General features: G+C 54.5%; 21 protein-coding genes. 16 read left to right on the plus strand and 5 right to left on the minus strand.

Features of this window, described 5'->3' with window-relative positions:
- Positions 1 to 34 precede the first annotated feature (34 nt).
- The 7 genes from HV127_RS11455 (at position 35) to deoD (ending at position 8,137) form a co-directional block, all read left to right on the plus strand.
- Positions 35 to 1,108, plus strand: a complete 1,074-nt coding sequence (locus tag HV127_RS11455; protein WP_182236135.1) for a patatin family protein — start codon at positions 35 to 37, stop codon at positions 1,106 to 1,108.
- Positions 1,105 to 1,884, plus strand: a complete 780-nt coding sequence (locus tag HV127_RS11460; protein WP_182236137.1) for a metal-dependent hydrolase — start codon at positions 1,105 to 1,107, stop codon at positions 1,882 to 1,884. Before HV127_RS11455 ends, HV127_RS11460 begins: the two co-directional genes overlap by 4 nt.
- A gap of 146 nt (positions 1,885 to 2,030) precedes the next feature.
- Complete coding sequence (locus HV127_RS11465; protein WP_182236139.1) at positions 2,031 to 3,308, plus strand: NupC/NupG family nucleoside CNT transporter; 1,278 nt, start codon at positions 2,031 to 2,033, stop codon at positions 3,306 to 3,308.
- A gap of 425 nt (positions 3,309 to 3,733) precedes the next feature.
- Positions 3,734 to 4,513 carry a deoxyribose-phosphate aldolase gene (gene deoC, locus HV127_RS11470; protein WP_182236141.1) on the plus strand — a complete coding sequence of 260 codons (780 nt, stop codon included), beginning with the start codon at positions 3,734 to 3,736 and terminating at the stop codon, positions 4,511 to 4,513.
- Between the two features lie 180 nt (positions 4,514 to 4,693).
- The gene (gene deoA, locus HV127_RS11475) at positions 4,694 to 6,016 is read left to right on the plus strand and encodes a thymidine phosphorylase (protein WP_182236143.1); all 1,323 of its coding nucleotides are present in this window, start codon (positions 4,694 to 4,696) and stop codon (positions 6,014 to 6,016) included.
- A gap of 52 nt (positions 6,017 to 6,068) precedes the next feature.
- The gene (deoB, locus tag HV127_RS11480) at positions 6,069 to 7,292 is read left to right on the plus strand and encodes a phosphopentomutase (protein ID WP_182236145.1); all 1,224 of its coding nucleotides are present in this window, start codon (positions 6,069 to 6,071) and stop codon (positions 7,290 to 7,292) included.
- Between the two features lie 122 nt (positions 7,293 to 7,414).
- Positions 7,415 to 8,137, plus strand: a complete 723-nt coding sequence (gene deoD, locus HV127_RS11485) for a purine-nucleoside phosphorylase (RefSeq protein WP_182236147.1) — start codon at positions 7,415 to 7,417, stop codon at positions 8,135 to 8,137.
- Between the two features lie 90 nt (positions 8,138 to 8,227).
- On the opposite strand, the gene lplA is transcribed toward deoD, so the two are convergent.
- Together lplA and HV127_RS11495 are read right to left on the minus strand one after the other, a co-directional pair.
- Positions 8,228 to 9,244, minus strand: a complete 1,017-nt coding sequence (gene lplA, locus HV127_RS11490) for a lipoate--protein ligase LplA (protein ID WP_182240633.1) — start codon at positions 9,242 to 9,244, stop codon at positions 8,228 to 8,230.
- A gap of 10 nt (positions 9,245 to 9,254) precedes the next feature.
- On the minus strand, positions 9,255 to 9,896 hold the full coding sequence (locus tag HV127_RS11495; RefSeq protein WP_110272689.1) for a YtjB family periplasmic protein: 642 nt from the start codon (positions 9,894 to 9,896) through the stop codon (positions 9,255 to 9,257).
- Positions 9,897 to 10,000: 104 nt separating this feature from the next.
- Between HV127_RS11495 and serB the strand changes: the two genes are divergently transcribed.
- Genes serB through nadR form a run of 3 tightly spaced genes read left to right on the plus strand, consistent with a single transcriptional unit; the run spans position 10,001 to position 13,626 of the window.
- Positions 10,001 to 10,972, plus strand: a complete 972-nt coding sequence (gene serB, locus HV127_RS11500) for a phosphoserine phosphatase (RefSeq protein ID WP_182236149.1) — start codon at positions 10,001 to 10,003, stop codon at positions 10,970 to 10,972.
- Between the two features lie 9 nt (positions 10,973 to 10,981).
- A complete protein-coding gene (radA, locus tag HV127_RS11505; protein ID WP_110272687.1) occupies positions 10,982 to 12,364 on the plus strand; it encodes a DNA repair protein RadA in 1,383 nt (460 codons plus the stop codon).
- 29 nt (positions 12,365 to 12,393) lie between these two features.
- Positions 12,394 to 13,626 (plus strand): multifunctional transcriptional regulator/nicotinamide-nucleotide adenylyltransferase/ribosylnicotinamide kinase NadR, encoded by a 1,233-nt coding sequence (nadR, locus tag HV127_RS11510; RefSeq protein WP_181483698.1) that lies wholly within the window; start codon positions 12,394 to 12,396, stop codon positions 13,624 to 13,626.
- Between the two features lie 85 nt (positions 13,627 to 13,711).
- On the opposite strand, the gene ettA is transcribed toward nadR, so the two are convergent.
- The gene (ettA, locus tag HV127_RS11515) at positions 13,712 to 15,379 is read right to left on the minus strand and encodes an energy-dependent translational throttle protein EttA (RefSeq protein ID WP_110272790.1); all 1,668 of its coding nucleotides are present in this window, start codon (positions 15,377 to 15,379) and stop codon (positions 13,712 to 13,714) included.
- A gap of 331 nt (positions 15,380 to 15,710) precedes the next feature.
- Here ettA and sltY point away from each other — a divergent pair, with 331 nt between their 5' ends.
- Entirely contained in the window at positions 15,711 to 17,648 is a 1,938-nt protein-coding gene (gene sltY, locus HV127_RS11520; RefSeq protein ID WP_182236151.1) for a murein transglycosylase, read from the plus strand.
- A 117-nt stretch (positions 17,649 to 17,765) separates the two neighbouring features.
- A complete protein-coding gene (trpR, locus tag HV127_RS11525) occupies positions 17,766 to 18,098 on the plus strand; it encodes a trp operon repressor (protein WP_110272684.1) in 333 nt (110 codons plus the stop codon).
- On the opposite strand, the gene yjjX is transcribed toward trpR, so the two are convergent.
- A complete protein-coding gene (gene yjjX, locus HV127_RS11530) occupies positions 18,085 to 18,600 on the minus strand; it encodes an inosine/xanthosine triphosphatase (RefSeq protein WP_182236153.1) in 516 nt (171 codons plus the stop codon). The genes trpR and yjjX overlap by 14 nt on opposite strands.
- A 114-nt stretch (positions 18,601 to 18,714) precedes the next feature.
- Between yjjX and gpmB the strand changes: the two genes are divergently transcribed.
- Complete coding sequence (gpmB, locus tag HV127_RS11535; protein WP_182236155.1) at positions 18,715 to 19,362, plus strand: 2,3-diphosphoglycerate-dependent phosphoglycerate mutase GpmB; 648 nt, start codon at positions 18,715 to 18,717, stop codon at positions 19,360 to 19,362.
- On the opposite strand, the gene robA is transcribed toward gpmB, so the two are convergent.
- Complete coding sequence (gene robA / locus HV127_RS11540) at positions 19,359 to 20,228, minus strand: MDR efflux pump AcrAB transcriptional activator RobA (protein ID WP_110272681.1); 870 nt, start codon at positions 20,226 to 20,228, stop codon at positions 19,359 to 19,361. The two genes, gpmB and robA, sit on opposite strands and share 4 nt — an antisense overlap.
- A 209-nt stretch (positions 20,229 to 20,437) precedes the next feature.
- On the opposite strand from robA, the gene creA reads away from it, so the two are divergent.
- Genes creA through creC form a run of 3 tightly spaced genes read left to right on the plus strand, consistent with a single transcriptional unit; the run spans position 20,438 to position 23,037 of the window.
- Positions 20,438 to 20,911, plus strand: a complete 474-nt coding sequence (creA, locus tag HV127_RS11545) for a protein CreA (protein WP_182236157.1) — start codon at positions 20,438 to 20,440, stop codon at positions 20,909 to 20,911.
- Between the two features lie 12 nt (positions 20,912 to 20,923).
- Positions 20,924 to 21,613, plus strand: coding sequence for a two-component system response regulator CreB (gene creB / locus HV127_RS11550; RefSeq protein WP_182236160.1), 690 nt, complete (start codon positions 20,924 to 20,926; stop codon positions 21,611 to 21,613).
- On the plus strand, positions 21,613 to 23,037 hold the full coding sequence (gene creC, locus HV127_RS11555; protein WP_182236162.1) for a two-component system sensor histidine kinase CreC: 1,425 nt from the start codon (positions 21,613 to 21,615) through the stop codon (positions 23,035 to 23,037). The genes creB and creC overlap by 1 nt, the downstream gene beginning before the upstream one ends.
- Positions 23,038 to 23,054: the final 17 nt, after the last annotated feature.

Here is a 23,054-nt window from a genome sequence, read left to right on the forward strand (position 1 = left end):
TTATTTTATATAATAAGTAAGACAGGAAAGCAGGGTGGGACATCGCATTCCCGTAACGCTGGGCAATATCACGCCATTATCTGTAAAACCCTTTCAGCCGGGCAAACTTGCGCTAGTGTGCGAAGGTGGGGGACAGAGAGGGATTTTTACCGCCGGGGTTCTGGACGAATTTATGCGCGCGGGATTCAACCCTTTCGACATGATGTTTGGCACCTCTGCCGGGGCGCAAAATCTGTCGTCTTACATGTGCAACCAGCCAGGCTATGCCCGCAAAGTCATCACGCGCTATACCACTGCTCGCGAGTTTTTCGACCCGATGCGCTTTGTGCGCGGCGGTAACCTTATTGACCTCGACTGGCTGGTGGACAGCACCGCGCAAAAGATGCCGCTGGCGATGACCTACGCTGAAGATCGTTTTGCCCAAGGGAAACAGTTCTGGATGTGTGCCTGCCGCGGTGATGACTATACGCCGAATTATTTTGCGCCAACCCAGCAGACCTGGCTTGACCTGATTCGCGCCTCCAGCGCCATTCCGGGTTTTTATCGTAGCGGCGTGATGCTGGATGGAGTGAGCTATCTTGATGGCGGCGTCAGCGATGCGATCCCTGTCCAGGAAGCTGCCCGCCGCGGGGCACAAACTATCGTAGTGATCCGCACGGTTCCGTCCCAGATGTACTATACCCCGCAGTGGTTTAAACGTATGGAGCGCTGGCTTGGGGAAAGCAGCCTACAGCCGTTCGTGAATCTGGTGCAGCATCATGAATCGACTTATCGTTCCACGCAGCAGTTTATTGAGAAACCGCCGGGCAAGCTGCGTATTCTGGAGATTTATCCGCAGAAGCCACTGAAAAGTATGGCATTGGGAAGCCGCCTTCCCGCTTTGCTGGAGGACTATAAGACCGGACGCCAATGCGGACGTTATTTCCTCGCTACGGTTGGTAAACTGCTGGCCGACAGGCCGCCGCTGCTGCGTCATACGCCGCGAATTGCCGTGCCCAAAACGGTGGTGGTCCCGCCGGCTCCGGTAGCAAATGAGGTCCTTCAGGCTCCGATTGTTGCGGCACCGCAGGCCAATGACCCCAGCTTTAATAATGAGGATCTGGCGTGACCTTGCGATTTATTGATACCCACTGCCACTTCGACTTTCCCCCTTTTACCGGCGACGAAACCGCCAGCATTGCCCGAGCGGTGCAGGCTGGGGTCACGCAGATTGTGGTTCCGGCCATAGAAGCAGACAACTTTGAGCGCGTCCTGGCGCTGGCGGAGCAACATAACGCGCTCTATGCCGCGCTCGGCTTACATCCCATCGTGATTGAGCGACATGACGAGAGTAGCCTGGAGCAACTTGAGGTCCATTTGGCTCAACGCCCCAGCAAGCTGGTTGCAGTCGGTGAAATTGGCCTCGATCTCTATCGCGAAGATCCACAATTTGAACGTCAACTTAGCGTATTTGAGGCGCAATTGCGCCTGGCGAAACGCTATGATCTGCCAGTAATCCTTCACTCCAGGCGTACTCACGATAAGTTGGCGATGTTGCTGAAAAAACATGCCTTGCCGCGAACTGGCGTGGTGCACGGCTTTGCTGGCAGCTTGCAGCAGGCGGAGCGTTTTGTGCAACTCGGCTATAAAATTGGCGTGGGCGGCACGATTACCTACCCGCGCGCCAGTAAAACCCGCGACGTTATGGCGCAACTGCCGCTTTCGGCGCTGCTGTTGGAGACCGATGCGCCGGATATGCCATTAAATGGCTTTCAGGGGCACCCGAACCGGCCTGAGCAGGCTGCTCGCGTTTTCGCCACCCTGTGTGAGCTGCGCCAGGAGTCTGCGAATGAAATCGCTAATGCTCTGATTCATAATACAAAAGAGGTTTTTTCTATCCTGTGATGCTCTACTGAGTGATTTAGATCTCATTCTTACCTTTTTATCTCATTGTTTTGCTTAAAATGTGTGAGCTGAGATGAGCGTGATGGTTTCATGTCGTTATAATCGCGAGGTTTTAAGGCTGAACTATCAATACACAGGGACTCTGTATGCAAATTCTCATGGGACTTATCGGCATGGTGGTGCTGTTAGCCATCGCTGTGCTCCTCTCCAGTAATCGAAAAGCCATCAACCTTCGTACTGTCCTCGGTGCATGGATCCTCCAGGTGGGGATCGGTGCGCTAATTCTCTACGTACCGGCCGGGCGCACGGCGCTGCTGGCTATGTCGAACGGCGTTGCTAACGTCATTGCTTACGGCAACGAGGGCATCAGCTTTATTTTTGGCGGGCTGGTTTCCGATAAGATGTTTGAGGTATTCGGTGGCGGTGGGTTTGTTTTTGCTCTACGCGTTCTGCCGGTCATCGTTTTCTTCTCCTCGCTGATCGCCGTACTTTACTATCTCGGCATTATGCAGTTTGTCATCCGAATTCTTGGCGGGGCGCTGCGTGCGGTGCTGAAAACTTCGCGCACGGAATCGCTCTCCGCGACGGCGAATATCTTCGTCGGCCAAACCGAAGCGCCGCTGGTGGTACGTCCTTATATTGCGACCATGACCCGCTCTGAACTGTTTGCGGTGATGTGTGGCGGTCTGGCCTCTGTTGCGGGGTCGGTTCTTGCAGGTTATGCCCAGATGGGCGTGCCGCTGGAATATCTGATTGCCGCTTCGTTTATGGCGGCACCGGGCGGTCTGCTGTTCGCGAAGATTATCGTGCCCGAAACCGAGCAGCCTCATGATGATCCGGCGCTGGAAAAAAATGACGCCGATCCAGAGGCTCCGGCAAACGTTCTGGACGCTGCCGCGTCCGGTGCCGCTTCCGGGATGCAGCTGGCGCTTAACGTGGGCGCGATGTTGCTGGCGTTTATCGCGCTGATCGCGCTGGTCAACGGTATTCTCTCCGGCGTAGGTGGCTGGTTTAACCATCCGGACCTGTCGCTGCAAATGATCCTTGGCTGGGTCTTCTCGCCGCTGGCGTGGGTGATTGGCGTACCGTGGAGCGAGGCAACCGTGGCTGGTTCATTTATCGGCCAGAAGCTGATCATTAACGAGTTTGTTGCTTATATGAACTTTGGCGAATATCTCAAGGCTGATGCCGAGGTGGCCGCTGCTGGCTTGCAGGTGATTTCAACGCAAACTAAGGCCATCATCTCCTTTGCTTTGTGTGGTTTTGCCAACCTGTCGTCGATAGCGATTCTGATTGGCGGGTTGGGCGGTATGGCTCCCAGCCGCCGCCAGGAAATTGCTCAATTGGGCATGCGGGCCGTTGCGGCGGGTACGCTCTCTAACCTGATGAGCGCCACAATTGCTGGCGTATTCCTCGCGTTATAACTTCGCTGTTAACTCCCAGGATGCCAGCGGCAATGTCGCCGCTGGCATCTCTCTTCTGATTGTTAAAATTCCATCATTTTTTAATTGAAATAAAATCATTAATTATCAATTGATAATGGATTTAATGGTATTTTTTCGCACAAAATGTGCGCACCGATGTCGAGTTGTAGTGAGTTGTTATGTTATTATAATAACATTATCGCAGGCTCAAGAATCCTGATTATGCTTAAAGAGAGTTTCGGGCTTGTGATGTATCTGTTGAGTTTTATTATGTGATTTTTATCACGTTACAGTAGTGCAAATTAGTAATGAGTTTTCATTAACTGTGATGTATATCGAAGTGTGACTGCGAGGTGATGTTACAATAGTAACAGACTCGCAAGGTGAACAAACTTTAAATCGGCAATAGGCCGTCGGAGTATGAAATGACAGATTTATCTGCAAGCAGCCTGCGCGCGTTGAAATTGATGGACCTGACCACCCTGAATGATGACGACACTAATGAAAAGGTGATCGCCCTGTGTCATCAGGCAAAAACTCCGGTAGGTAACACCGCTGCGGTTTGTATCTACCCGCGTTTTATCCCCATTGCGCGTAAGACGCTGAATGAGCAGGGTACCCCGGACATCCGCATTGCGACAGTCACCAACTTCCCGCACGGTAACGATGACATTGATATCGCGCTGGCGGAAACCCGTGCGGCAATTGCCTACGGTGCCGATGAAGTAGACGTCGTGTTCCCTTATCGCGCCCTGATTGCGGGCAATGAGCAGGTTGGTTTTGACCTGGTGAAAGCCTGTAAAGAAGCCTGCGCGGCGGCAAACGTGCTGCTGAAAGTGATTATCGAAACCGGCGAGCTGAAAGAAGAAGCGCTGATTCGCAAAGCTTCTGAAATCGCTATCAAGGCCGGTGCGGATTTCATCAAAACGTCAACAGGTAAAGTACCGGTAAACGCCACACCGGAAAGTGCTCGCATCATGCTGGAAGTTATTCGCGATATGGGCGTGGAAAAAACCGTTGGTTTCAAACCGGCTGGCGGGGTGCGTAGCGCAGAAGACGCGCAGCAATTCCTGGCGATTGCCGACGAACTGTTCGGTGCCGACTGGGCTGACTCTCGCCACTACCGCTTTGGCGCATCCAGCCTGCTGGCAAGCCTGCTGAAAGCGCTGGGCCATGGCGACGGCAAGAGCGCCAGCAGCTACTAATTACTCGTCATACTTCAAGCCGCAGGTGCGTTAGCTGCACTCTCTCACCCCAATCACTTACTGTAGTAAGCTCCTGGGGATGAGTTCCCTTGCCGCCTTCCTGCGACTCGAATTATTTAGAGTAATCATTCATTGCAGTGGGTTTTCCGCTGCATTTAACCTGATTAATCGGGGGTTACCGTGTTTCTCGCACAAGAAATAATTCGTAAAAAACGTGATGGTCATGCGCTGAGCGATGAAGAAATTCGCTTTTTCATCAACGGCATCCGCGATAACACCATCTCAGAAGGCCAGATCGCCGCGCTGGCGATGACCATCTTTTTCCACGATATGTCTATGCCAGAACGGGTTTCGCTGACCATGGCGATGCGGGATTCAGGAACCGTTCTGGACTGGAAGAGCCTTAATCTCAACGGTCCGATCGTCGATAAGCACTCCACCGGCGGCGTAGGTGATGTTACCTCACTGATGTTGGGGCCGATGGTCGCAGCTTGCGGCGGCTATGTGCCGATGATTTCCGGGCGCGGTCTCGGTCATACCGGCGGCACCCTCGACAAACTGGAAGCGATTCCGGGCTTTGATATCTTCCCGGACGACAGCCGTTTTCGCGAAATTATTCAAGACGTCGGCGTGGCGATTATTGGGCAGACCAGCTCACTCGCACCGGCGGATAAACGTTTTTATGCCACCCGTGACATTACCGCGACGGTGGACTCCATCCCGCTGATTACCGCTTCGATTCTGGCCAAAAAACTGGCTGAAGGTCTGGACGCGCTGGTCATGGATGTGAAAGTCGGTAGCGGCGCGTTTATGCCGACCTATGAGCTTTCCGCTGCGCTGGCCGAAGCGATCGTTGGCGTTTCCAACGGCGCGGGCGTGCGCACCACCGCACTGCTGACCGACATGAACCAGGTGCTGGCTTCCAGCGCTGGTAACGCGGTGGAAGTGCGTGAAGCGGTACAATTCCTGACGGGTGAATACCGCAACCCGCGCCTGTTCGATGTCACCATGGCGCTGTGCGTTGAAATGCTGATTTCCGGCAAGCTGGCGGATAACAACGCCGATGCGAGGGCAAAACTGCAGACGGTACTGGATAACGGTAAAGCTGCAGAAGTCTTTGGTCGAATGGTCGCCGCGCAGAAAGGGCCGAACGATTTTATCGAAAACTACGACAACTACCTGCCAACCGCGATGCTGAGCAAAGCGGTCTACGCCGAAAGTGCTGGCTTTGTCGCGGAAATGGACACTCGGGCACTCGGTATGGCGGTGGTATCCATGGGCGGCGGTCGCCGTCAGGCATCGGATTTGATTGATTACAGCGTGGGTTTCACCGATATGGTCCGTCTTGGCTACAGCGTAGACACGCAGCGGCCGCTGGCGGTTATCCATGCTAAGGATGAAAACAGCTGGCAGGAAGCCGCCAAAGCAGTCAAAGCGGCTATTAAACTCGACGATAAAGCGCCTGAAATTACGCCAACGGTCTATCGTCGTATCACCGAATAGTTATATACTGATCTGATCGCTTTTTTGCAGCGCAAAAGGTACGGAGAATAATATGAAACGTGCATTTATTATGGTGCTGGACTCCTTCGGCATCGGTGCGACTGAAGATGCGGATCGCTTTGGCGACGTAGGTTCAGACACCATGGGCCATATTGCAGAAGCCTGCGCCAAAGGCGAGGCTGATAACGGTCGCAAAGGCCCGCTGAATTTGCCTAACCTGACTCGTCTGGGTCTGGTGAAAGCACATGAAGGTTCTACCGGCAAAATTGCCGCCGGAATGGACGGTAATGCGGAAGTGATTGGCGCTTACGCATGGGCGCATGAACTCTCTTCTGGTAAAGATACGCCGTCAGGTCACTGGGAAATTGCCGGTGTGCCGGTTCTGTTTGACTGGGGTTACTTCCCGGAGCATGAAAACAGCTTCCCGCAGGAGTTGTTGGATAAACTGGTTAAGCGCGCTAATTTGCCGGGCTATCTCGGCAATTGCCACTCTTCCGGTACCGTTATCCTCGACCAACTGGGCGAAGAACATATGAAAACCGGCAAGCCGATTTTCTATACCTCTGCTGACTCGGTATTCCAGATTGCCTGCCATGAAGAGACTTATGGTCTCGATAAACTCTACGAGCTGTGTGAAATCGCCCGTGAAGAGCTGACCGAAGGCGGCTACAACATCGGTCGCGTTATCGCACGTCCGTTTATCGGTGATAAAGCGGGTAACTTCCAGCGTACTGGCAACCGCCATGACCTGGCCGTTGAGCCACCTGCGGCGACCGTGCTTCAGAAGCTGGTCGACGAGAAAAATGGTCAGGTCGTTTCTGTCGGTAAAATCGCCGATATCTACGCCAACTGCGGTATCACTAAAAAAGTGAAAGCGACCGGCCTGGATGCGCTGTTTGATGCCACCATCAAAGAGATGAAAGAAGCGGGTGACGAGACCATCGTCTTCACTAACTTCGTCGACTTCGACTCTTCCTGGGGCCATCGCCGTGATATCGCGGGCTACGCCGCCGGACTGGAATTGTTCGATCGCCGTCTGCCTGAGCTGATGGAGCTGGTGGGTGAAGATGACATTCTGATCCTGACCGCCGACCACGGCTGCGACCCAAGCTGGACCGGTACTGACCATACCCGTGAACACATTCCGGTGCTGGTTTATGGCCCGAAAGTGAAACCGGGTTCGCTTGGTCACCGTGAAACCTTCGCGGATATCGGCCAGACCCTTGCTAAATACTTTGGCACTTCCGACATGGAATATGGCAAGGCCATGTTCTGAGTCAGGTTGGGTGAGGCCTGATGCCCTCACTCCGGCCCTCTCCCACGGGGAGAGGGATAAAAGAATGTCGGCCGGGCAAGGCTCGCCGCCGCCCGGCAAAAAAATTAAAAAAGGAACTGAAGATGGCAACTCCACATATTAACGCCGAGATGGGTGATTTCGCTGACGTCGTATTGATGCCGGGCGACCCGCTGCGCGCGAAGCACATTGCAGAAACTTTCCTTGAAGACGTACGTGAAGTGAACAACGTGCGCGGCATGCTGGGCTTCACCGGCACCTATAAAGGCCGCAAAATTTCCGTTATGGGCCACGGCATGGGTATCCCGTCCTGCTCCATTTACGCGAAAGAGCTGATCACCGACTTTGGTGTGAAGAAAATCATCCGTGTCGGCTCCTGCGGTGCCGTGCGTATGGACGTTAAGCTGCGTGACGTGGTTATCGGTATGGGTGCTTGCACTGACTCTAAAGTTAACCGTATGCGTTTTAAAGACCATGACTTCGCGGCAATCGCAGACTTTGGTATGGTGCGTAACGCCGTTGACGCGGCAAAAGCGCTGGGCGTCGACGCGCGCGTCGGTAACATCTTCTCTGCTGACCTGTTCTATGCACCGGACGGCGGCGAGATGTTCGACGTGATGGAGAAATACGGCATTCTGGGCGTAGAAATGGAAGCGGCCGGTATCTACGGCGTCGCTGCGGAGTTCGGGGCGAAAGCGCTGACTATCTGCACCGTATCCGACCACATCCGTACCCACGAGCAGACCAGCGCTGCTGAGCGTCAGACGACCTTCAACGATATGATCAAAATCGCGCTGGAATCCGTTCTGCTGGGCGATAAAGAGTAAGTATTGTGCCGCCCGGTAGCGCTGCATTTACCGGGCCTGCGCAAAAACCTGTAGGCCGGATAAGGCGTAGCCGCCATCCGGCTTTTTTTATCAGCGCACCGCCCCGGCAATCCACGCCGATAGCTCCCGCAGCTCTTTCTCCTGCTCCGGGAAATCCACTAATAATGCATTGCACTTCTGCTGCAGCATATCAGCGCGATACAGGCAGCCCTGCAATCTGACGGCCAGCGCTTCCAGCGGGGCCGGGTTCAGGCTGTCGGTAAAGACCTGAGTTCGCGTGATATGGCCTTTCTCGACGTCGAAATGCAACTCTACGCCACCCCAGGTAAATCGCTCGTCCAGCAGGTGAGAGAAGGCGGGGGCCTGGCCAAAGTTCCACTCCCAACTGCTCTGACGGGCAAAGGTATCGGCAAAATTCGGCAGATCCGGCATTTTGTCAGGAGAGATAATTTCAGCCTCAACGCGTTCGCCATAGTGGGCAAAGAATGCCTCCTGTATCGCCTCGCAGACTCGCTGATGCGTAATGCCTGGCAGCAGTTCGACCAGGTTCGCCACGCGCCCGCGTACGGAGGTGATCCCTTTTGCCTGTAGCTTTTTCTTATCGGGATTCAGATAGTTAGCCAGACGACTCAAGTCCGCGTTCAGCAGTAGAGTGCCGTGGTGAAAGCCGCGATCCATTGTTTCGCGATAGGCGGAGCCGGAGACCTTGCGGTCGCCCTCGGCGGTTTTCACCACCAGATCGTTGCGCCCGGAGGCCTCCGCCGTGACTCCCAGCGAATTCAGCGCCGTCAGGACAATATTGGTGGAGACCGTCTTATCATACTCCGGTTTACCGGCCATAAAGGTGAAGCAGGTATTGCCCAGATCGTGGAACACCGCGCCGCCGCCGCTGCTGCGCCTCGCCAGGCGCACGTTGTCTTCTTCCATGCGTCGGGTATTGCACTCTTTCCATGGGTTTTGTGCGCGGCCGATAACCACCGTATCGGCATTACGCCACAGAAACAGTACCCGTTGCGTGGCGGGCATCTGGCGAAAAATCGACTCCTCAACCGCGAGGTTGAACCACGGGTCGTAGGAGTCGGAGAGCAGCAGGCGCAGCGTGGACATAGCGATTTCCTTATTCTGATTCATCTTTATCTTCATCCTGCACCGGCTTATTGGCGGTGAGCAGGAAAGGGGATTGCTGCCAGCGGGTACGTTTACCTTGCAGCAGAGTGCGCGTTAGCACCACGCCGATGGCCAGCGACAGCAGTAGCATCAGGCGTAAGATATTGGTGGTATTATCCACCTGCTGGGCTTCGGTGGCTAACGTATGGGTATCCAGCGTCAAGCGCAGATAGCCGAGGGGGCCGTTTTTACCCTGAATGGGTTCGACGATTTGCTGATTGAAGTAACCTCCCGCTTTTTTACCGTCCAGCGCCAGCCGATCGCGCACCTCGATGCTTTCGCCGGAACGCGCGACCAGGTCGCCCTGTTCGTCATAAACGCCGGCGTCCAGTATCCGACTTTTGTGGGTAAGCTGCTCCAGCAGCTGGCTAATCCGCTTTTCATCGGGCGTTTCGTTACGCATCAGCGGTGCCAGGTTTAACGTTACCTGCTGAGCGAGCGTGCGAGCCAGTTCTTCTAACTGGGGGTTGCGCTGCTTTTGACTATTCTGGCTGAACCACGACGCACCCTGCATCAGGGCGACGAGGAGCGCGAGACAGATTAGAACAATAACAGCGCGGTGCAGCCGGAATTTAAGTTTTGCGCGTACCATATTCCACCTTTGAAAATTTGCAGCTTAATGTTGCCAGAAGCGCTGGTTACAAGGTAGCCTCATGCGTTATTTTCCTCGCCTGAATGAAGTGATGTGGAGCCGTGATGCCAAACAGTTTGACCTGGTGCGACCTGCCTGAAGATGTTTCCCAGTGGCCTGGATTGCCGCTTTCCCTGAGCGGTGATGAGGTCATGCCGTTGGATTACCATGCTGGACGCAGCGGCTGGCTGCTGTATGGCCGCGGCCTTAACAAGCGTCGTCTGACGGAATGGCAGCGTGAGCTGGGCGCAGCGCTGGTTATCGTTGCCTCCTGGACGGTTGACGACTACCAGGTGATTCGTCTGGCTGGTTCGTTAACGTTACGAGCGACCCGTCTGGCGCATGACGCCGGGCTGGACGTCGCGCCGCTGGGCAAAATCCCCCATTTGCGCACGCCGGGTTTGCTGGTAATGGATATGGACTCGACGGCGATTCAGATTGAGTGCATTGATGAAATCGCCAAACTGGCCGGAACCGGCGAGCTGGTTTCGGAAGTGACGGAACGCGCTATGCGCGGCGAACTTGATTTTACCGCCAGCCTGCGCCAGCGCGTGGCGACGCTGAAAGATGCCGACGCCAATATTTTGTTCCAGGTACGTGAGGCTTTGCCGCTGATGCCTGGGCTGACGCAGCTGGTATTGAAGCTGGAAAGTCTCGGCTGGAAAGTGGCCATCGCCTCTGGCGGCTTTACCTTCTTCGCCGAGTATCTGCGCGACAAGCTGCATCTCGATGCAGTGTTTGCCAACGAGCTGGAGATCATGGACGGGAAGCTGACCGGCAACGTCCTTGGCGATATCGTTGATGCCAAATTTAAAGCCAATACGCTGCGCAAACTGGCGGAAAAGTATGAGATCCCGTCGGCGCAAACCGTGGCGATTGGCGATGGCGCCAACGATTTGCCGATGATTAAAGCGGCAGGCCTCGGTATCGCCTATCATGCGAAACCAAAAGTGAATGAACTGGCGGAAGTGACAATCCGCCATGCTGACCTGATGGGGGTATTCTGTATTCTCTCCGGCAGCATGAATCAAAAGTAAGAGGTTAACGTGGCGAAAGCTCCAAAACGCGCATTTGTCTGTAATGAATGTGGTGCGGATTATCCGCGCTGGCAGGGGCAGTGCAGCGCCTGTCATGCCTGGAATACCATCACCGAGATGCGCATTGCCGCTTCGCCGCAGGTGGCAAGAAATGAGCGTCTGTCAGGGTACGCCGGGAATGCTGGCGTCTCTAAAGTGCAGAAACTCTCTGAGATCAGCCTGGAAGCGCTGCCGCGTTTTTCGACCGGCTTTAAAGAGTTCGACCGCGTGCTCGGTGGCGGCGTGGTGCCGGGCAGCGCGATTCTGATTGGCGGCAGCCCTGGCGCGGGTAAATCGACGCTGCTGCTGCAAACCCTGTGCAAGCTGTCAGAAGGCATGAAAACGTTGTACGTCACCGGGGAAGAGTCGCTCCAGCAGGTGGCGATGCGCGCTCATCGTTTAGCGCTACCGACTGCGAATCTCAATATGTTGTCTGAAACCAGCATTGAGCAAATCTGCCAGATTGCTGACGAAGAAAAGCCGCAGCTGATGGTTATCGACTCCATCCAGGTGATGCATATGGCCGACGTGCAGTCGTCGCCGGGCAGCGTGGCCCAGGTACGTGAAACGGCAGCCTATTTAACGCGCTTTGCTAAAACTCGCGGTGTGGCGATTATTATGGTCGGCCACGTCACCAAAGATGGTTCGCTGGCCGGGCCAAAAGTGCTGGAGCACTGTATCGATTGCTCTGTTCTCCTTGATGGTGATGCTGACTCCCGTTTCCGTACTCTGCGTAGCCATAAAAACCGCTTCGGCGCAGTCAATGAGCTGGGCGTATTCGCCATGACCGAGCAGGGCCTGCGTGAGATTAGTAACCCATCGGCCATCTTCCTGAGTCGCGGGGATGAAGTGACCTCCGGTAGTTCGGTGATGGTGGTCTGGGAAGGTACTCGTCCGCTGTTGGTGGAAATCCAGGCACTGGTCGATCACTCGATGATGTCTAACCCGCGCCGCGTGGCGGTGGGGCTGGAGCAAAACCGTCTGGCCATCCTGCTGGCGGTGCTGCACCGTCACGGCGGCCTGCAGATGGCCGATCAGGACGTGTTCGTCAACGTTGTCGGCGGGGTGAAGGTCACCGAGACCAGCGCCGATCTGGCGCTGCTGCTGGCGATGGTTTCCAGCTTGCGCGACCGACCGCTACCGCAGGATCTGGTGGTCTTCGGCGAAGTGGGGTTGGCAGGCGAAATCCGCCCGGTGCCGAGCGGACAGGAGCGTATTTCAGAAGCGGCTAAACATGGTTTCCGTCGGGCTATTGTTCCGGCGGCCAACGTGCCGAAAAAAGCGCCGGAAGGGATGCAAATCTTTGGCGTGAAGAAGCTTGCGGACGCACTTAGCGTCTTTGACGACTTATAGACTTATAATAAGTTAAAAGGAGACTTGCTATGTCGTCATTTGACTATTTAAAAAGCGCCATTAAGCAGAAGGGTTGTACGCTACAGCAGGTGGCGGACGCCAGCGGGATGACAAAAGGCTATTTGAGCCAGCTGCTGAATGCCAAAATTAAAAGCCCGAGCGCGCAGAAGCTGGAAGCGCTGCACCGGTTTCTGGGGCTGGAATTTCCGCGTCGGCAAAAAAGCGTGGGCGTGGTTTTTGGTAAATTTTATCCGCTGCATACCGGGCATATTTATTTGATTCAGCGCGCCTGTAGCCAGGTCGATGAGCTGCATATCATTATGGGTTACGACGATCCTCGCGATCGTGAACTGTTTGAAAAGAGCGCGATGTCGCAGCAGCCGACCGTCCCCGATCGCCTGCGCTGGCTGCTGCAAACCTTTAAGTATCAGAAAAATATTCGCATCCATGCCTTTAATGAAGAGGGCATGGAGCCTTATCCGCACGGCTGGGATGTCTGGAGCCGTGGGATCCGCGCCTTTATGAGCGAGAAGGGTATCGAGCCAAACTGGATCTACACCTCGGAAGAGGCCGATGCGTCGCAGTATCTGGAGCATCTGGGTATCGAAACCGTACTTGTCGATCCGAAACGCACCTTTATGAGCATCAGCGGCGGTCAGATTCGTGAAAACCCGTTCCGCTATTGGGAATATATTCCTACCGAGGTGAAGCCGTTTTTCGTGCGCACGGTAGCGATTCTCGGCGGCGAGTCGAGCGGTAAGTCGACCCTGGTAAATAAGCTATCCAATATATTTAACACCACCAGTGCCTGGGAATATGGCCGTGATTATGTCTTTTCGCATCTCGGTGGCGATGAGATGGCTTTGCAATATTCCGACTATGACAAGATTGCTCTCGGCCATGCGCAGTATATTGATTTTGCGGTGAAATATGCCAATAAGGTGGCGTTTATCGATACCGATTTCGTCAGCACCCAGGCGTTTTGTCTGAAGTATGAAGGTCGGGAACATCCTTTCGTTCAGGCGCTTATCGATGAGTATCGCTTTGATCTGGTTATCTTGCTGGAAAACAATACGCCTTGGGTGGCCGATGGTCTGCGTAGCCTTGGTAGTTCAGTGGATCGCAAGGAGTTCCAGACGCTGCTGGTGTCGCTGCTCAGAGAGAATGAGATCGACTTCGTGCATGTAAAAGAGGCGGATTACGATGCCCGCTTCCTGCGCTGCGTCGAGCTGGTCAAAGAGATGATGGGTGAGCAGGGGTAGTTCAGTACCTCTGCGGTCTGATGCCCTCATCCACAGGGAGAGGGAGCAGACATTAAAAAGGGCAACTTGCGTTGCCCTTTTGCTTTTATTTCGAGATACGCTTGTACTTGATACGCTTCGGCTCCAGCGCGTCTGCGCCGAGGGTGCGTTTCTTGTACTCTTCGTATTCGGTGAAGTTACCTTCAAAGAACTCGACTTTACCTTCATCCTGATAATCCAGAATGTGGGTTGCTACGCGGTCAAGGAACCAACGGTCGTGCGAGATAACCATTGCGCAGCCCGGGAATTCCAACAGGGCGTTTTCCAGCGCGCGCAGGGTTTCGATGTCCAGGTCGTTGGTTGGTTCATCGAGCAGCAATACGTTACCGCCAACCTGCAGCAGCTTCGCCAGATGCAGACGACCGCGCTCACCGCCGGACAGTTCGCCGACGCGTTTGCCCTGATCGACACCCTTAAAGTTAAAGCGGCCCACGTAGGCACGGCTTGGCATTTCGGTGTTGCCGATACGCATAATATCTTGTCCGCCGGAAACTTCTTCCCACACGGTTTTGCTGTTATCCATCGCGTCACGGAACTGATCAACGGAGGCCAGCTTCACGGTGTCGCCCAGGGTAATGGTGCCGCTATCAGGCGCTTCCTGACCGGACATCATGCGGAACAGGGTGGATTTACCCGCACCGTTTGGACCGATGATGCCGACGATAGCCCCTTTCGGTACTGAGAAGCTCAGGTCGTCAATCAGTACACGATCGCCGTAAGATTTACGCAGGTTACTGACTTCAACCACTTTATCGCCCAGACGAGCTCCTGGTGGAATAAACAGTTCGTTAGTTTCGTTACGTTTCTGGTATTCAGCGCTGTTCAGCTCTTCAAAGCGTGCCAGACGGGCTTTACCCTTAGACTGACGGCCTTTCGCGCCCTGACGAACCCACTCCAGCTCCTTCTCGATAGATTTACGACGAGCCGCTTCCTGAGAAGCTTCCTGCGCCAGACGCTGATCTTTCTGCTCCAGCCAGGAGGAGTAGTTACCTTCCCACGGAATACCTTCGCCACGGTCAAGCTCGAGGATCCAACCGGCAACGTTATCGAGGAAGTAACGGTCGTGGGTAATCGCCACGACGGTACCTTCGAAGTCGTGCAGGAAGCGTTCCAGCCACGCCACGGATTCGGCATCCAGGTGGTTAGTCGGTTCGTCGAGCAGCAGCATGTCTGGCTTTTCGAGCAGCAGACGGCATAGCGCCACGCGGCGACGTTCACCACCGGACAGATTGGCGATTTTGGCATCCCAATCCGGCAGACGCAGTGCATCCGCGGCGCGCTCAAGCTGCACGTTCAGATTATGGCCATCGTGCGCCTGGATGATCTCTTCAAACTTGCCCTGCTGAGCGGCGAGTTTGTCGAAATCGGCATCCGGTTCAGCGTACTTAGCGTACACCTCGTCCAGACCCTTCAGCGCGTTGACCACTTCGGCCACGGCTTCTTCGACCGATTCACGAACGGTCTGCTCTGGATTCAGCTTTGGTTCCTGCGGCAGGTAGCCAATTTTAAGGCCGGGCTGCGGGCGAGCTTCGCCTTCGATATCGGTATCAATGCCGGCCATAATACGTAGCAGGGTAGACTTACCGGCGCCGTTCAGGCCGAGAACGCCGATTTTTGCACCTGGGAAAAAGCTCAGGGAGATATTTTTCAGAATATGACGTTTCGGCGGAACCACTTTGCCGACACGATGCATGGTATAAACGAATTGAGCCACGTTGGACTTCGCCTCTTTTATATACTCTTCATCCTTCAGGCTGCCTCTGTGTTGGCTGCATTCGAAAACCCCGGTCACATAGCCATCTATGCTCGCAGGGATTTTCTCTCTTGCCGCCTTGATGCAGCCAGAATGATTTTGAGTAGGGTAGTGAATAGTTATCAAAGGCGAAGTGTAGCCTTTTTCACGTTCTAATCCCAGCCAGCAGAGCTCACTCGCAACAAAAGTAAAAAAGTGTCCGGAACGTGGCACTTTCTGCAATGTCTGATTAGCATGAATCTATTAAGCGGCATGATGCTGCATAGACGTAACACGATAAGAGGAAGAGCTTGTGGACAAAGCCAAACACGTTACCTGGCGCCTGCTGGCGGCCAGCGTATGTCTACTGACGCTAAGCCAACTGGCGCATGCGGATTCACTGGATGAACAACGCAGCCGCTATGCTCAAATTAAACAGGCGTGGGACAACCGACAAATGGATGTCGTTAACCAGTTGATGCCGACGCTGACGACTTACCCGCTCTATCCTTATCTCCAGTACCGGCAGATAACCGATGATTTGATGAACCAGCCTGCTCTGGTGGTGACCAATTTTATCGCCTCCAACCCGACGCTGCCCCCGGCGCGATCGCTGAAATCACGTTTCGTCAACGAGCTGGCGCGTCGTAGCGACTGGCGTGGCCTGTTGTCCTTCAGCCCGGAAAAACCAGCCAGCACCGAAGCGCAGTGTAATTACTACTATGCAAAATGGAGTGTGGGCCAAACGCAGGAAGCCTGGGATGGGGCGAAAGAGCTGTGGCTGAGTGGCAAAAGCCAGCCAAATGCCTGCGACCAGCTGTTTGGTGCCTGGCGCGCCTCCGGCCAGCAGGATCCGCTGGCTTACCTTGAGCGGATCCGTCTGGCGATGAAAGCGGGGAATACCAGTCTGGTACGGGTTCTGGCCCAGCAGATGCCGTCTGATTATCAAACGATTTCGACGGCGGTTGTCGCGCTGGCTAACGATCCCAATAGCGTCATGACTTTCGCACGTACTACCGGGGCGACGGACTTTACGCGCCAGATGGCGGCGGTCGCTTTTGCCAGCGTTGCGCGTCAGGATGTGGAAAATGCGCGCCTGATGATCCCATCGTTAGCGCAGGCACAGCAGCTGAATGAAGACCAAATCCAGGAGCTACGGGATATTGTCGCCTGGCGTCTGATGGGCAGCGACGTGACTGAAGAGCAGGCTATCTGGCGCGATGATGCCATTATGCGTTCGCAATCCACCTCGCTGGTGGAACGCCGGGTGCGGATGGCGCTTGGCGCTGCAGATCGACGTGGTTTGAACACCTGGTTGGCGCGTTTGCCGATGGAGGCGAAAGAGAAGGATGAATGGCGCTACTGGCAGGCCGATCTGCTGCTGGAGCGCGGGCGTGATGATGAAGCCAAAGACATTCTGCGTTCTCTGATGCAACAACGCGGCTTCTACCCGATGGTCGCTGCCCAGCGTCTTGGCGAAGAGTACACTTTTCGCATCGATAAAGCGCCGGCTAATCTCGATCCGGCGTTAACCTCCGGGCCGGAAATGGCGCGGGTTCGCGAGCTGATGTACTGGAATATGGATAACACTGCGCGTAGCGAGTGGGCGAATCTGGTGACCAGCAAGACCAAAGATCAGCAGGCGCAGCTGGCGCGGTATGCGTTTAATCAGAACTGGTGGGATCTCAGCGTCCAGGCCACGATCGCCGGGAAATTATGGGATCAGTTGGAAGAGCGTTTTCCACTGGCTTATAACGACATCTTTACCCGCTATATCAGCGGTAAAGATATCCCGCAAAGCTACGCGATGGCGATTGCGCGTCAGGAGAGCGCCTGGAACCCGAAAGCCGGTTCACCGGTGGGCGCCCGCGGCCTGATGCAGATTATGCCGGGTACGGCTACGCATACGGTGAAGATGTTTAATATTCCGGGTTACAGCGGCACGTCGCAGCTGCTGGATCCGGAAATGAATATCAACATCGGTACCAGCTACCTGCAATATGTTTATCAGCAGTTTGGCAATAATCGTATCTTCGCCTCTGCGGCCTATAATGCGGGTCCAGGGCGTGTTCGCACCTGGCGCGGCAACAGCGGTGGGCGTATCGATGCAGTGGCGTTTATCGAGAGTATTCCGTTCTCGGAAACGCGCGGTTACGTGAAAAACGTCCTGTCTTATGATGCCTACTATCGCTACTTCATGGGACAAAAAGATACGCTGATGAGCGATGCGGAGTGGAAGCTGCGCTACTAATACCATCACCTTCGGGCAACATAGCATTTTGCTATGTTGCCCGAAATCCATAGAGTACGGACAGAAGTATGTTATGCTTTGTACTCGTTAGTGAGTACACACGACAGGTGGCGTAACATGACCCAACAATCCCCTTATTCAGCAGCCGTAGCCGAACAGCGTCATCAGGAGTGGCTGCGCTTCGTGGCGCTTTTGCAGCAGGCATACGCCGACGATTTGCATCTGCCGCTTTTACAACTCATGCTGACTCCCGACGAGCGCGAGGCGCTGGGGACGCGAGTGCGTATTATTGAAGAGCTGCTGCGCGGCGAGATGAGCCAGCGCGAGCTGAAAAACGAGCTTGGCGCCGGGATTGCGACTATCACCCGTGGCTCAAATAGCCTGAAGTCAGCCCCGGCGGAGCTTCGCCAGTGGCTGGAACAATCGCTGCTGAAAGTTAACGATAAATAGCGTTATGAAACGGGCTTAGCGCCAGCACGACCGCCTGATGATAAACGCTGCTGCGCGTAAGCTTTCCGGCGGTAAACACGCCAATGGCTCCCTCTTTGCGACCAATCTCATCGATGCCGGTATACTGCGACATCACCGGCCCCAGGGCTTCGCCAGCGCGAACTTTTTCAATAATAACTTGTGGGAGCGGCAGAGTCGCTGAGCGCGCTTCACCGCGCAGATTCCCATCATCAATCACTACCCAGCTAAAAGTGCTGCCTTCGTCGATCCCGGCTTCAATGGCTACCCAGAAGTCGGCATTTGGCTGCGCGCGGCGCGCATTCGTCACGCGGTTTCGTGCGCCAGCGCGCGTTTCGTCGCTACCGAATGGCTGTTCCGGCACGCCGCTCTCGACGGAGACGGACTCAATATGGCAGGATCCTTCACCGAAGATCTCGTTAAAAGCCTGCAGAATTGCCTGAATTTTGGCGGGATTAGTGGTAGCTGAGACAACATGGTGCATAATCAAAACAACTCAGAATTACTTAACATCATCGCAGTATACTCCAAATCATTGTTGTTGCTGGCGGCTATGCTTGTCACTCAATGGTTAAGAGCTCAGAACGGATAATAAAGCATGTTAGAGGTATACCTTGTTCGCCACGGCGAAACGCAGTGGAACGCCGAGCGACGTATTCAGGGCCAGTCGGACAGTCCACTTACCGCCCACGGTGAGCGTCAGGCCTGGCAAGTCGGCGAGCGTGCCAGAACGTTGGGCATCACGCATATTATCGCCAGCGATTTAGGCCGTACGCGGCGCACAGCAGAAATCATTGCTGAAGCCTGTGGTTGCAACATCATTCCTGAGCCCCGCTTGCGTGAGCTGGATATGGGCGTGCTTGAGAAACGCCATATCGACTCGTTGAGCGAGGAAGAAGAGGGTTGGCGTCGGCAACTGGTTAACGGCACGCCAGACGGTCGTATTCCGCAAGGGGAGTCAATGCAAGAGCTGAGCGATCGTATGCATGCGGCGCTGGCGTCTTGTCTGGAACTGCCTGCGGGAAGTCGGCCGCTGCTGGTGAGTCATGGGATGGCGCTGGGCTGTCTGGTAAGTACGATTCTTGGCTTGCCGGCGTATGCCGAGCGTCGCTTGCGCTTGCGCAACTGCTCCATTTCCCGCGTTGATTATCAGCAAAGCCCCTGGCTGGCATCAGGCTGGGTTGTAGAAACCGCGGGGGATGTTTCGCATCTTGATGCCCCCGCGATGGATGAACTACAGCGTTAACGACGAATCGGGATCAGGTACTCGCAGCGCAGCTGAATAGGCGGTTCCTGATTCCGGCTTTCATCTTCCGGGAAGAAACGCTCAATATCCAGACCCTTACGGCGGGTGAGGTTGAGCATCGGCATACAGGTGCCGTAAACCGTCAGGATAAACTCCTGTAAACCCGTACCTAAACCTTCGTAGGTAAACATCACGTACTCGCCGCCTTCCAGAATAACTGGATGGGAGTTGTGCAGGTGACCGTTAGCCAGTTCTGGCGTCAGCGCGGTGGTGTAGAACACCTCTTGCTCATCGTCTTTATCCTGGCTTGGACGCGGCTCATGCAGCCCGTACAAGGTCGGGGGTATCGTCGGCGTATTGGCAAGGAATTCTCGCCAGAATTGGACGCGCATCTGGTTACGGAAATCGGAGATTTCCTCCAGCTTGCAGGTGTAGCTCTGGGTGACGCCAACCAGTTGAGTCGTGTTAAGGGTGACAAACTCGTGTTTCGGCATCGCGAACTCGCCCAGACGCAGTGGGGGACGCATACCGTAAGAGCTCCAGTCTGGAGAACGACGATAAAGAGCTGGCGTTAGTGAAAATTGCTTTTTGAACGCGCGCGTAAAGGTCTGCTGCGAATCAAAGCGATATTGCAACGCAATATCCAGAATCGGACGCGCGGTCAGGCGTAGGGCTACCGCCGACTTGGATAAGCGACGGGCGCGAATATAGGCACCGATGGCGTGGCCGGTTACGTCCTTGAACATTCTTTGTAAATGCCACTTGGAATAGCCTGCCTTCGCTGCCACATTGTCCAGTGAGAGTGGTTGATCCAGGTGACCTTCCAGCCAGCTAAGGAGATCGCGAATAATCCCTGCTTGATCCATAAAATATCCCCATCCTTAAACTCAGGTGCCTGATACTAAAGGTAGCGGATAATAGCATTTTTTGATGTTTTAGCATTCAGTGTTTTTTTTGCTTTTAAATGCGATTATTCCAGATGTTATGGTGGTAATTTTGTAAAGCTGTGATCTATAAAACTTTTCTTCTTAATGTGTGATAATCACTCAGCTAAATTTTTAAGAATGGTAACAATATGAAATACAAGAAGTTAGTTGCGAGTATGTTTTTACTGGCCGGCTGTCAGATGGTGCAGGCGGAGCAAATCGGCTCGGTGGATACTGTGTTTAAGTTTCTCGGACCGGACCATAAGATAGTCGTTGAGGCTTTTGACGACCCGGATGTCCAGAACGTGACGTGCTATATCAGCCGGGCGAAAACCGGGGGAATTAAAGGCGGATTGGGTCTGGCGGAAGATACTTCTGATGCCGCGATATCCTGTCAGCAGGTAGGGCCCATTGAGCTGACGGATAAAATTAAAAAAGGCAAAACCCAGGGCGATGTAGTCTTCCAGAAACGTACCTCGCTGGTATTTAAAAAGCTGCAGGTCGTGCGTTTTTACGATGCCAAACGTAACGCGCTGGTCTATCTGACCTATTCGGATAAAATCGTTGACGGCTCGCCGAAGAATGCCATTAGCGCCGTGCCAATTATGCCATGGAATAAATAACAGGGAACGACGATGCAACAACCGCGGATCTGGTTGGTGGAAGATGAGTTGAGCATTGCGGATACGCTGGTCTACATGCTGCAACAGGAAGGTTTTATCGTTACAGCGTTTGAACGTGGACTGCCTGCACTTGATGCGGCCCACCTTCAGGTACCCGACCTGGCGATTCTGGATGTTGGGCTGCCTGATATCAGCGGCTTTGAACTATGCCGTCGGCTGCTGGCCCGCCATCCGGCGCTACCGGTGCTGTTTCTGACGGCCCGCAGTGAAGAGGTGGATAAGTTACTTGGCCTGGAAATCGGTGCTGATGATTATATCGCCAAGCCTTTTTCCCCTCGTGAAGTCTGCGCCAGAGTGCGCACTGTTCTGCGGCGGTTGCAGAAATTCGCGGCTCCTTCACCGCTAATGCGCGTGGGGGAGTTTACGCTCAATGATGCCTCCGCCCTGGTGACGTGGTACGGTCAATCGTTGAATCTGACCCGCTATGAGTTTCTGCTGTTAAAAACGCTACTGCACGCCCCTGGTCGCATATTTTCCCGCCAGCAGCTTATGGAGCAGGTATGGGGCGATGCGAATGAGAGCTTCGATCGCACCGTTGATACCCATATCAAAACCCTGCGCGCTAAGCTGCGCGAAGTGAATCCCAACATCTCCCCCATCAATACGCATCGCGGCATGGGCTATAGCCTCGGAGGCTTCTGATGCGCATTGGGATGCGCTTGTTGTTGGGCTACTTCTTGATTGTGGCGATTGCCGCGTGGTTTGTTCTCTCCATTTTCGTCCAGGAGATTAAGCCGGGCGTGCGGCGGGCAACAGAAGGCACGCTGATCGATACCGCGACCTTGCTCGCAGAGCTGGCTCGTGAGGACCTGCTTTCCGCCGATCCACAGCATGGACGCCTGGCCCAGGCCTTTCAGACGCTTCATCGTCAGCCGATCAACGCCAACATCGCCGGTATTAACAAAGTTCGCAATGAATATCACGTTTACATGACCGATGCGCAAGGGAAGGTGGTGTTTGATTCCACGGGTAAAGCGCTGGGACAAGACTACTCTCGCTGGAACGATGTCTGGCTTACATTACGCGGACAGTACGGTGCGCGCAGCACGCGCAGTGACCCGAACGATGATAATAGTTCGATTATGTATATTGCCGCACCGGTCACTGATAATGGTCGAATTATTGGCGTGCTGAGCGTCGGCAAACCGAACCTGGCCATGGCACCGGTTATCAAACGTAGCGAGCGGCGTATTCTGTGGGCGAGCGGCGCACTGCTGGGAATTGCACTACTGATTGGCGCTGGGATGGTGTGGTGGATTAATTTCTCCATCGGTAAGCTGGTTCGTTACGCAGATTCGGTGACTGCCGACCGGCCGGTTCCGTTGCCGGATGTGGGCAGCAGCGAACTGCGTAAGCTGGCGCAGGCGCTGGAGAGTATGCGTCTCAAGCTGGAGGGTAAAAACGCGATTGAGAACTATGTTTATGCGCTGACTCATGAGCTGAAGAGTCCGCTGGCGGCAATTCGCGGCGCGGCGGAAATTCTCTATGAAGGTCCTCCACCTGAGATAGCTGCGCGCTTTACTGGCAATATCCTCGCGCAAAATGCGCGGATGCAGTCTCTGGTGGAAAACCTGCTCCAGCAGGCGCGACTGGAGAATCGTCTGGAGATTGCGCGGCGCCCTGTCTCTGTCGCTGCTCTTTTTAGCCGCCTGGCTGAGGAGCGCGAAATAGCGCTGGCGGCGAAAAATCTCACTCTCCGCTGGCAGGAAACCAATCTATCAGTTGAGGGTGATAGTGAACTCCTGGCGCAGGCGTTAGGTAATTTGCTGGATAACGCTATTGATTTTACGCCTGTTGAAGGAGAGATCCTGCTTGGCGCAGAGGAAAGCGATGGCGGCGTGCTATTAACGGTGAGCGATACGGGTAGCGGTATTCCGGATTATGCCCTGGGACGCATCTTTGAGCGCTTCTATTCTTTACCGCGTGAAAATGGCCATAAAAGCAGTGGCCTGGGTCTGGCATTTGTTCGTGAAGTCGCGCGCTTACATCAGGGAGATATCCAGTTGATCAATCGTCCCGAAGGCGGCGTGTGCGCTTTGCTAAGACTTCACGCTCACTTCACATAGCTTCAAACTCCCCCCAC

The organism is Klebsiella sp. RHBSTW-00215, assembly GCF_014103785.1.
GTDB lineage: Bacteria > Pseudomonadota > Gammaproteobacteria > Enterobacterales > Enterobacteriaceae > Klebsiella.

What these genes read in the sequence shown, in the direction of transcription:
- yjjX (WP_182236153.1), bottom strand. Translation starts at nt 18,600, where the DNA reads ATGCACCATGTTGTCTCAGCTACCACTAATCCCGCCAAAATTCAGGCA.
- trpR (WP_110272684.1), top strand. Translation starts at nt 17,766, where the DNA reads ATGACCCAACAATCCCCTTATTCAGCAGCCGTAGCCGAACAGCGTCAT.
- creA (WP_182236157.1), top strand. Translation starts at nt 20,438, where the DNA reads ATGAAATACAAGAAGTTAGTTGCGAGTATGTTTTTACTGGCCGGCTGT.
- serB (WP_182236149.1), top strand. Translation starts at nt 10,001, where the DNA reads ATGCCAAACAGTTTGACCTGGTGCGACCTGCCTGAAGATGTTTCCCAG.
- robA (WP_110272681.1), bottom strand. Translation starts at nt 20,228, where the DNA reads ATGGATCAAGCAGGGATTATTCGCGATCTCCTTAGCTGGCTGGAAGGT.
- deoB (WP_182236145.1), top strand. Translation starts at nt 6,069, where the DNA reads ATGAAACGTGCATTTATTATGGTGCTGGACTCCTTCGGCATCGGTGCG.
- deoC (WP_182236141.1), top strand. Translation starts at nt 3,734, where the DNA reads ATGACAGATTTATCTGCAAGCAGCCTGCGCGCGTTGAAATTGATGGAC.
- HV127_RS11495 (WP_110272689.1), bottom strand. Translation starts at nt 9,896, where the DNA reads ATGGTACGCGCAAAACTTAAATTCCGGCTGCACCGCGCTGTTATTGTT.
- gpmB (WP_182236155.1), top strand. Translation starts at nt 18,715, where the DNA reads ATGTTAGAGGTATACCTTGTTCGCCACGGCGAAACGCAGTGGAACGCC.
- lplA (WP_182240633.1), bottom strand. Translation starts at nt 9,244, where the DNA reads ATGTCCACGCTGCGCCTGCTGCTCTCCGACTCCTACGACCCGTGGTTC.
- nadR (WP_181483698.1), top strand. Translation starts at nt 12,394, where the DNA reads ATGTCGTCATTTGACTATTTAAAAAGCGCCATTAAGCAGAAGGGTTGT.
- deoD (WP_182236147.1), top strand. Translation starts at nt 7,415, where the DNA reads ATGGCAACTCCACATATTAACGCCGAGATGGGTGATTTCGCTGACGTC.
- creB (WP_182236160.1), top strand. Translation starts at nt 20,924, where the DNA reads ATGCAACAACCGCGGATCTGGTTGGTGGAAGATGAGTTGAGCATTGCG.
- creC (WP_182236162.1), top strand. Translation starts at nt 21,613, where the DNA reads ATGCGCATTGGGATGCGCTTGTTGTTGGGCTACTTCTTGATTGTGGCG.
- HV127_RS11465 (WP_182236139.1), top strand. Translation starts at nt 2,031, where the DNA reads ATGCAAATTCTCATGGGACTTATCGGCATGGTGGTGCTGTTAGCCATC.